This is a genomic window from Candidatus Paracaedibacter symbiosus (assembly GCF_000757605.1).
Classification (GTDB): Bacteria; Pseudomonadota; Alphaproteobacteria; order Paracaedibacterales; family Paracaedibacteraceae; genus Paracaedibacter_A; species Paracaedibacter_A symbiosus.
On sequence record NZ_JQAK01000001.1, the window covers coordinates 411,825 to 419,895 of the forward strand.

The following is an 8,071-nucleotide window of genomic DNA, read 5'->3' on the forward strand; positions in this document are numbered from 1 at the left end:
CCCCTTCTGAATCCGTCCCGTAAAAACCAAGGATTTCCTTGTATCCATGCTGGTTAACGTCCAGTACATTGTATAAAGCTTTGGTGACCACTTTACCATTATCCCGGACCTTAGTGCTTTCACACTTTTAACAGAACTGGCACAGTTTGACGAATACTTCCTTTATACCTTCTCCACTCACCGATTCGAAAAGACACCTTTCATTGCTATAAGTTTTACAACAAAGCCGCATCGATTTGCTTGAAGCTTCCATTCTCTTGACATTCTATGGATGAATTGTGGACATCTTTAAGAGCGATTGACGGTTTATAAATTCCCATCAGTTTTTCTACTTTAGTTGAGAAAAGCTCGGGGTTATTACTACAATAGAAACGTGAGGGAGTTTGGTCGCTACTTTCATTTAAGAGACTATTTTGAGTAAGTAATCTGACCACTTCTTGTGTTATATGCTCTGCAGGATCAATGTACCTTATGCCGTTTGGTAAAATTTCTTCAATTACTGACTTAATAAGAGGATAGTGTGTGCACCCATATATGAGCGTGTCCAATTGCAATCTTTCAAATATGCTTAAGTAATTTCTTGCACATTCTTTTAAGGCATCCATGTTTAATTGATCAGCTTCTATGAGAGGAACAAAATCCGGGCATTCGATAGAAAATATTTGGCCATGAAAACCATGCTTTATAATAACCTTTTCATGTGTTCGGATTGCCACCGAAGCCGGCGTCGCAATGACACCTATTTTCTTATAAAAATCGTTATTTAGGATACAGTTAAGCAACGGATATATAGTTCCCACAATGGGAACTGCAAAATTATCTGATATCTCCTCTAAGGCAAGACCAGAACTTGTATGGCAAGCAGCCACAACGAGTTTCGCCCCTATATCATTTTGAAACCAAGATATTATATTGTTTGAGTAATCAATTATTTGTGCTTTTGATTTATTTCCATAGGGTAAATTCGCTGTATCTGCGAAGTAAACAAAGCTTTCATTCGGGAGCTTTTCCTTCAACACTTTTAAGACTGTTAATCCTCCAATACCGCTATCATATACACCGATAGGACGTACTTTCATTTCCATGCCATTATGCCTGCGTCCAAAGAAATTTTACCCTATTTTGAATTCCCGTTAGCATATCCCAAGGAATATTTGATGTATACTCTGCGACACGCTCAATCGGCAATCCATTTCCCCATAATATGACAGGATCTCCAATTTTAGCATTAGGACATGTTCTCAAATCGATCGCAATCATATCCATAGATACTCGCCCTACAAGTGCGCATTCTATATTGTTGACAAGAATCGGAGTCCCATCTTTCGCTGTCAAAGGGTAACCATCACCATATCCAAATGCAATAATACCCACTTGCATATCTTCGGGACAGCAATACCTTCCCTTATAGCCGATAGAGGAGCCCTTCGGGAGAGTTTGCACAGAAATTAAACTTGTCTGCAGGGTCATAACAGGTTTTAAATCAAGGGCTTCCGCCCGACCGCCTTCTATTGGATTAACACCATAAAGCGCAAGGCCGGGTCTCACATAATCAAAATAACAATCAGGAAAATTAAAAATCCCCGCTGAATTAGAAAGACTAAATTCACCGTTGATGTTTTTAATAAAGTTTTTAAATACTTGAATCTGTTCTCCATTTAATGGATGATCTTTTTCATCCGCACACGCCAAATGAGACATTATTTTAATAGGCTTTTTGAGTTGTTGACTATTTAATAACCTAGGATAATACAACTTGGCTTGTTCAATACTAAAACCCAATCTTCCCATCCCAGTATTAATTTTCATCCACGCATGTAAAGGGATAGGTAACAAGCTTTTCTCAAGCCACTCCAGTTGCATTTCATTATGGAAGACAACATGAAAATTATTTGTAGAGGCTAATAATAATTCGTTTGGTTCAAAAACCCCTTCGGCCAGCAAGATTGGAGTACTAACACCAATTTTACGTAAGGCAAGTGCTTCATCAATGGAGGCGACGCCCAGGATATCAGCATGCTTATCCAGCCTTAAAGCAACAGACCTAAGACCATGCCCATAAGCATTTGCTTTGATCATAGCAACAACTTTTGCAGGATTAACTTTTTGTTTAATCACTTGCAAATTGTGTATGAGGTTTTCCGTGGATAAGATTGCAATCGCTGTGCGACTCATTTTTAGGCTCATGAGATAAATGTTATATTTTTCTTTCGTATGATAATGCCCATGAAAATACAAGTCAAGAACCCTAGGAACCCAGCTGTTTAGTTTCTTTAAGGAATGGGAAATGTTCCATTAGTTTTATCAATATGGTTATGCCAAGGTGCCTAAAGGCTACCTTTTACTTAAGAGGAATTAACAACAAGTAGGCTTTCTAATGCTTCTTATTGACTGGAGGGATAGGGACTTACTGGGCACTCAATTTTTTTCTAAATAAATTACCTGAGTAAGAATTCGAATTGTTGGAAAACTGCGTTCTAAGCTTATAAATCAATGAAAAAAAGAATAATAGTTCTTCCTGCGTGCTCACATTTTTACCTTGCAATGCTTATTGGTCTATATATGATAATAACAATTAAGGGCTGAGAGGTGCAATAAAGGTTATATGATATTAATCGTTTTTTAAAAAAGATTACCTCGTAAAATTATACATATGATCTGCAGTGATAGTTGGTGGGGATTCCTCTTTTGGCAATCCCTCCCTTTAATTTTATTGTCACCTCCCTATTTTATAAAGTAAAAGTAATGAAAATAATAACAGAGCATACTTTTGATAAAGCGTTCTTAGGTAATTCTTCTCTTGCCCTGTTAGAGTATTTGGAGCATCCCGCTTGGGTACGCTGCACCGAAAGTAAATATCGGTGGGTTAATAACAGTTTTCTTGAATTCTTTAATATTAAAATGGAACAGATTATTAATAAGGTAAATGCTGATTTTATCCCGCCGGATATTGCAGCTCACTCCTATTCAAGCGACCAGGAGGTATTAAAAAAACGCTGCTCTCTTACCTTTCATGTTGAGGATAAGCAACATCGCAGAACCGTATATAAAACACCAATTTTCGCCCCTAATAATGAAATAATTGCAATTGCAGGTTTGATGATTGATCACACTCAAGAATTAAAATTTGAAACTCAGCTGAATTGCACAAAAGACTTTTCTCATTCCCTGCTCGCCAATATGGGTGAAGCTTTGCTTTTTATTAATGATAAATACGAGTTTCAAGTCGTTAACAAGAAAGCTGAGGAACTTCTCTCTGAAATGGGCTTTAAAGGGCATCTAACCTATCAAGCATGGGATAATTTTTTTCCCAAGCGCTACGATAAAGAAGGAAAAAGATATACAAAAAATAAGGGACTTATCCCGAGAGCTTTAGAGGGGGAATTGATTTTAAATAAAGAAATTTACCTGGAAACAAAAGATGGCTCGACAAAAATATTTCGCGCATCAGCTATCCCATTTAAAAAAACAACTGTTATTTAGGTGTAATCTTCACCGTCACAGAGATCACTAAAGAAAAGAAGCTTCTTGAGACGCTTGCTCAGAAAACAAAGCTTATTGAACAACGGAATGAAGAATTGCACCAATTCGCTTATTCAGCAGCCCATGACTTGCGTGATCCTTTACGAAATATAAGCTTAGCAACTTCGCTTATTTATGAAAAATTTAAGGCAAAAGATTATGATGAAATTGAAGATCTTTTAAAAAGGTTATTACATACCGCTTCCTATGGTGGTTCATTGGTTAAAAACTTGCTGGATTATTCTGCCGCCAATCGAGAAATGAAGATGGAATTAGTTTGTTTGAATGACGTGGTGACTCAAACCATTACTGTTTTAAACACCTTAATTGAGCAGGCTGAAGCTAAAATCGTTCTCAAAAAATTGCCTACTGTTTGGGGAAATAATCAACAACTTCAAATTGTTTTCCAAAATGTTATTTCTAACGCTATCCGCTATCGAGGAGACCTTCCTTTAATAATATCCATTTCTACCCAAAGAAAAAAATCTCTATGGGTTATTAGCATCAAGGACAATGGTCCGGGAGTGCCTGAAGAATTTAAAGATGAAATTTTCCAGCCTTTTAAGCGTTTAAGCGCCAAAGCAAGCGGTCGTTCAAGTGGATTGGGACTTTCTATCTGTCGCCGAATTATTGAGCAACATGGTGGGGAAATATGGTTGGATACTCAATCAGGACCTGGTGCCTGCTTTAAGTTCACCTTGCAGAAAGGGTAGTATTGCAAATAATGATCTTGCAACCATTTAATGGACAGTATAAAGAGAAATAATTTGTTGTTTATGCCATTGCATTTCAAAAACTGCAGGAGAGACATATCCTAAGTTTGAGTGACGTCGCTTGCAGTTATAAAAAACTTCTATATATTCGAAAATACTTAGCTTAGCTTGCTCCCTTGTTTGATAAGATTCAAAATAAACATGCTCAGTTTTAAGGGTATGATAAAAAGACTCCATGGCTGCATTATCATAGCAATTTCCGGTACGACTCATGCTGGAAGTAATACCATGCATTTCTAACTCCTTTTGAAAGTTGCAACTGGTATACTGGCGGCCACGGTCAGAATGATGTACAAGTCCTGTTTGAGGTTGGCGATGTGTTAAGACCTGTCGAAGTGCGGCAATCACTAAACCGTCAGTCATCCGTTATCCCATAGCAAGCCCAATAATCTTTCGAGAAAATAAGTCGAGCACTGTGGCCACTTATTAAGTAAGGCAAAACCTTCAAAACGGGCTCAAGAAAATGAACGCTTAAGGATTAAAATACAGGCTATTCAGGAAGAAAGTCGGCAAAGCTATGGGGCCCCCCGTATCCATGCTGAATTATTGGAAGACGGCCAGATGTGTTCAAGTAAGAGAGTTGCAAGGATTATGAAAACATCTGGCATGATGGCCAAAATGAAAAAACGCTTTAAAGTGACTACCCGCGCCAATAAGAAGGACATCCCAGCGCCTAATTTATTGGCTCAAGATTTTAGTGCACAAAAGCCTAATTAACGGTGGGTTGCAGATTGTACTTATGTGGCGACTCATGAGGGATGGCTATATGTGGATAGTATCCACCGCGCGCTACATTCAGCACTTGGGACATCCTCTCTATCTTGAAGTCATGTTGATGCTCTTGCATAAACTGATATTTCATTTGCGCAGGCAGGAGAAGATGCCCAGTGCTTTTTTTAAGATGTCCCTTTCTTCCCTTACAAGGGCAAGCTCTTTCCTTAGTTGCACTATTTCATTGTCAGCAATTTTAATGTGACCTTTGCCAACAAACGCTTCTGCCCCTGCTTTTTTATGTTCTTCTACCCAACCAGCAAGCGTTGAGCCTGGTATTCCTAAATCCTGGCTAATTTGTTGGTAGCTTTTACCACTCGATAAATAAAGACTCATGGCATTAACCTTAAATTCTTTATCATACGTTCTCATTTTTCCTTGATTCATAACACACTCCTAAAGGTAACGATTTATATTCTTCGTTCCTCTTCAATGTGTCTGCTAAATAGTTGCAAGATCAAATATCGCCCTAAGATATTTACGGAACTTTACCGTACGGTTCTAAAAAATATTATTGAGCAAGTAGGTTACGACTATAATATTGAAATCGTCGAACTTGAGATTCCTGTAGATCATATTCACCTGGTTGTCCGATCGGAACCTCAAGTATCACCATTAGATATTATGTGCAAATCATCAAAAGTATTTCAGCAAGAGAATCCTTTAGGCTTCATCCAGGAATGTGGTAAGCTACGGATTCAAAGTTATTTTGTAGGAACGATTGGAAATACCAATGAAGAAACTACTAGTCAATATGTAAGAAATCAGCTTGCCTAAATGGATAAAGTTGAAGCATTGAAGTGTGTCAAAGGTGGACTCTATCGGATTGGTTGTACGGATAAGAAGCCAATGCTCAGCGGGAGAATTATAGAATTCCAGTAACGTTTCTCGATCTTTTGCCAAGTATTCTATGGCTTTGGGGTACTTGCCACATAAATCCCAACACATATATTAAATGATTTTTCTGCCTCTTCTTTATACCATGCAGCTGATATACTGCCCCAGTTTGGAAAAAGGTTGAAATAAAGGATTCTTTCTGTTGATTTAAACACCAACAGGAGGAGGAAGATGCAACGGGGACAATGGGCAAGTTGAGAAGAAGGCTCTGATTGTCCTCTTAGGGCAGAGAGAACAATCAGTGGCCACACTATTGTAATGAGCATGGGATCAGCCAGTCCCAGTATTATCTATGGCGGGATCAGTTTCGCTTGCTAAATAGAGGGCACTGTAGAGTATGTTGGCGACTGTTAAAGCCATTGGGAAATGGGAGGTAATCCATATCAAATTAGTTATCGATTTAAATTAAAACCCCCAATCAAAAAGCAAAAGAACCAAAGAAATGACTTCCTCATAATTAAAATTAAAATGATTTATCTGAAAAAGCGACAGTTTTACCATTAACTTAACAGGGTGGAAGAAGAAAACAAATAAAGCAATGTAAATGTAAAAGAAGAAAAAAAGGAAGAAGAGAAGGAACAGAAAAAGGATATAGAGTAAGCTTGGCAGCGACCTACTTTCCCAGGACTTAAGCCCAAGTATCATTGGCGCGGAGGGTCTTAACGGTCGAGTTCGGGATGGGATCGCGTGTTTTCCCCTCGCTATGACTACCAAGCCAACTCTATACCCTTTAGTATAGAATTGGATAATTGTGATGAAAAAATCAATTTTTCTATTGACATTACCTGGGTGTGGGTAAACGTGGTTGAGTAAATCAAGCCAATTGAGCTATTAGTAGTGGTTAGCTGAACTCATTACTGAGCTTACACATCCACCCTATCAACGTGATGGTCTATCACGGCTCTAATGGCGATACCTAGTTTTGAGATGAGTTTCCTGCTTAGATGCTTTCAGCAGTTATCTCGTCCGTACTGTAGCTACTCGGCGATGCAGCTGGCGCTACAACCGATACACCAGAGGTACGTCCATCCCGGTCCTCTCGTACTAGGGACAGGTTCTCTCAAGTATCGAACACCCACGGCAGATAGGGACCGAACTGTCTCACGACGTTCTGAACCCAGCTCACGTACCACTTTAATCGGCGAACAGCCGAACCCTTGGGACCTGCTTCAGCCCCAGGATGTGATGAGCCGACATCGAGGTGCCAAACCTCCCCGTCGATGTGGACTCTTGGGGGAGATCAGCCTGTTATCCCCGGCGTACCTTTTATTCGTTGAGCGATGGCCCTTCCATGAGGAACCACCGGATCACTATGACCGACTTTCGTCTCTGTTCGACATGTGTGTCTTACAGTCAGGCAGGCTTATGCCATTGCACTCAACAGTTGATTTCCGACCAACTTGAGCCTACCATTGCGCGCCTCCGTTACTCTTTCGGAGGCGACCGCCCCAGTCAAACTACCCACCATGCAGGGTCCTGGACCAGGATAACTGGCCTCAGTTAGATATCAAGAACAATAAGGGTGGTATTTCAAGATTGCCTCCCACCGAACTGGCGCCCGGCTTTCATAGGCTCCCACCTATCCTACACATATTATTCCTAATACCACTGCAAAGCTGTAGTAAAGGTGCACGGGGTCTTTCCGTCTGACCGCGGGAACTCCGTATCTTCACGGAGAATCCAATTTCACTGAGTTGGTGTTGGAGACAGTGGGGAAGTCGTTACGCCATTCGTGCAGGTCGGAACTTACCCGACAAGGAATTTCGCTACCTTAGGACCGTTATAGTTACGGCCGCCGTTTACTGGGGCTTCAATTCAGTGCTTGCACACCTCCTCTTAACCTTCCAGCACCGGGCAGGCGTCAGACCATATACTTCGTCTTGCGACTTTGCATAGTCCTGTGTTTTTGTTAAACAGTCGCTACCCCCGATTCTGTGCCACCTAGTTGAAGTTGCCTTTGACTAGGCATCCCTTATTCCGAAGTTACGGGATCAATTTGCCGAGTTCCTTCAACACCATTCTCTCAAGCGCCTTAGTATATTCTACTCATCCACCAGTGTCGGTTTCGGGTACGGTCTATACGTGAGGGTTATTTCCTGGAAGTTCTT

8 protein-coding genes, 2 rRNA genes and 3 pseudogenes (1 of these 13 running past the window's edge) are annotated in these 8,071 nt (G+C 40.2%); 4 read left to right on the top strand and 9 right to left on the bottom strand.

Going from position 1 to position 8,071, the window contains the following annotated elements:
* Nucleotides 1–43 precede the first annotated feature (43 nt).
* From IG80_RS16675 to alr, 3 genes and pseudogenes are all read right to left on the bottom strand, one after another.
* Nucleotides 44–91: pseudogene (locus tag IG80_RS16675) on the bottom strand (hypothetical protein); the annotation flags it as partial.
* Nucleotides 92–215: 124 nt separating this feature from the next.
* The gene (murI, locus tag IG80_RS0101870) at nucleotides 216–1,085 is read right to left on the bottom strand and encodes a glutamate racemase (RefSeq protein WP_052045883.1); all 870 of its coding nucleotides are present in this window, start codon (nucleotides 1,083–1,085) and stop codon (nucleotides 216–218) included.
* A 4-nt stretch (nucleotides 1,086–1,089) separates the two neighbouring features.
* Nucleotides 1,090–2,238 (bottom strand): alanine racemase, encoded by a 1,149-nt coding sequence (alr, locus tag IG80_RS0101875; protein ID WP_052045885.1) that lies wholly within the window; start codon nucleotides 2,236–2,238, stop codon nucleotides 1,090–1,092.
* Nucleotides 2,239–2,745: 507 nt separating this feature from the next.
* Here alr and IG80_RS0101880 point away from each other — a divergent pair.
* Entirely contained in the window at nucleotides 2,746–3,483 is a 738-nt protein-coding gene (locus tag IG80_RS0101880; RefSeq protein ID WP_156961997.1) for a PAS domain-containing protein, read from the top strand.
* Between the two features lie 95 nt (nucleotides 3,484–3,578).
* A complete protein-coding gene (locus IG80_RS0101885; protein ID WP_032112355.1) occupies nucleotides 3,579–4,235 on the top strand; it encodes a sensor histidine kinase in 657 nt (218 codons plus the stop codon).
* A gap of 27 nt (nucleotides 4,236–4,262) precedes the next feature.
* Here the strand turns inward: IG80_RS0101885 and IG80_RS12270 are convergent, their stop codons facing one another.
* Nucleotides 4,263–4,658, bottom strand: a complete 396-nt coding sequence (locus IG80_RS12270) for an IS3 family transposase (protein WP_052045887.1) — start codon at nucleotides 4,656–4,658, stop codon at nucleotides 4,263–4,265.
* Nucleotides 4,659–4,766: 108 nt separating this feature from the next.
* Here IG80_RS12270 and IG80_RS16470 point away from each other — a divergent pair.
* Nucleotides 4,767–5,012, top strand: a pseudogene (locus tag IG80_RS16470) (IS3 family transposase); the annotation flags it as partial.
* A 141-nt stretch (nucleotides 5,013–5,153) separates the two neighbouring features.
* Here the strand turns inward: IG80_RS16470 and IG80_RS0101900 are convergent.
* Nucleotides 5,154–5,453 carry a transposase gene (locus IG80_RS0101900; RefSeq protein ID WP_032112356.1) on the bottom strand — a complete coding sequence of 100 codons (300 nt, stop codon included), beginning with the start codon at nucleotides 5,451–5,453 and terminating at the stop codon, nucleotides 5,154–5,156.
* Nucleotides 5,454–5,498: 45 nt separating this feature from the next.
* On the opposite strand from IG80_RS0101900, the gene tnpA reads away from it, so the two are divergent.
* On the top strand, nucleotides 5,499–5,843 hold the full coding sequence (gene tnpA / locus IG80_RS12280) for an IS200/IS605 family transposase (protein ID WP_075553138.1): 345 nt from the start codon (nucleotides 5,499–5,501) through the stop codon (nucleotides 5,841–5,843).
* 18 nt (nucleotides 5,844–5,861) lie between these two features.
* Here tnpA and IG80_RS14900 read toward each other — a convergent pair.
* The 4 genes and pseudogenes from IG80_RS14900 to IG80_RS0101920 all read right to left on the bottom strand — a co-directional run.
* A pseudogene (locus IG80_RS14900) lies at nucleotides 5,862–5,993 on the bottom strand (transposase); the annotation flags it as partial.
* Complete coding sequence (locus tag IG80_RS15485; RefSeq protein WP_032112357.1) at nucleotides 5,975–6,229, bottom strand: hypothetical protein; 255 nt, start codon at nucleotides 6,227–6,229, stop codon at nucleotides 5,975–5,977. The gene IG80_RS15485 and the pseudogene IG80_RS14900, both read right to left, overlap by 19 nt.
* Nucleotides 6,230–6,563: 334 nt before the next feature.
* Nucleotides 6,564–6,678 (bottom strand): 5S ribosomal RNA (gene rrf, locus IG80_RS0101915).
* Nucleotides 6,679–6,773: 95 nt separating this feature from the next.
* Nucleotides 6,774–8,071 (bottom strand): 23S ribosomal RNA (locus IG80_RS0101920); it runs 1,468 nt beyond the window's last position.

What these genes read in the sequence shown, in the direction of transcription:
- murI (WP_052045883.1), bottom strand. Translation starts at nt 1,085, where the DNA reads ATGGAAATGAAAGTACGTCCTATCGGTGTATATGATAGCGGTATTGGA.
- IG80_RS0101880 (WP_156961997.1), top strand. Translation starts at nt 2,746, where the DNA reads ATGAAAATAATAACAGAGCATACTTTTGATAAAGCGTTCTTAGGTAAT.
- IG80_RS12270 (WP_052045887.1), bottom strand. Translation starts at nt 4,658, where the DNA reads ATGACTGACGGTTTAGTGATTGCCGCACTTCGACAGGTCTTAACACAT.
- IG80_RS0101900 (WP_032112356.1), bottom strand. Translation starts at nt 5,453, where the DNA reads ATGAATCAAGGAAAAATGAGAACGTATGATAAAGAATTTAAGGTTAAT.
- tnpA (WP_075553138.1), top strand. Translation starts at nt 5,499, where the DNA reads ATGTGTCTGCTAAATAGTTGCAAGATCAAATATCGCCCTAAGATATTT.
- IG80_RS15485 (WP_032112357.1), bottom strand. Translation starts at nt 6,229, where the DNA reads ATGCTCATTACAATAGTGTGGCCACTGATTGTTCTCTCTGCCCTAAGA.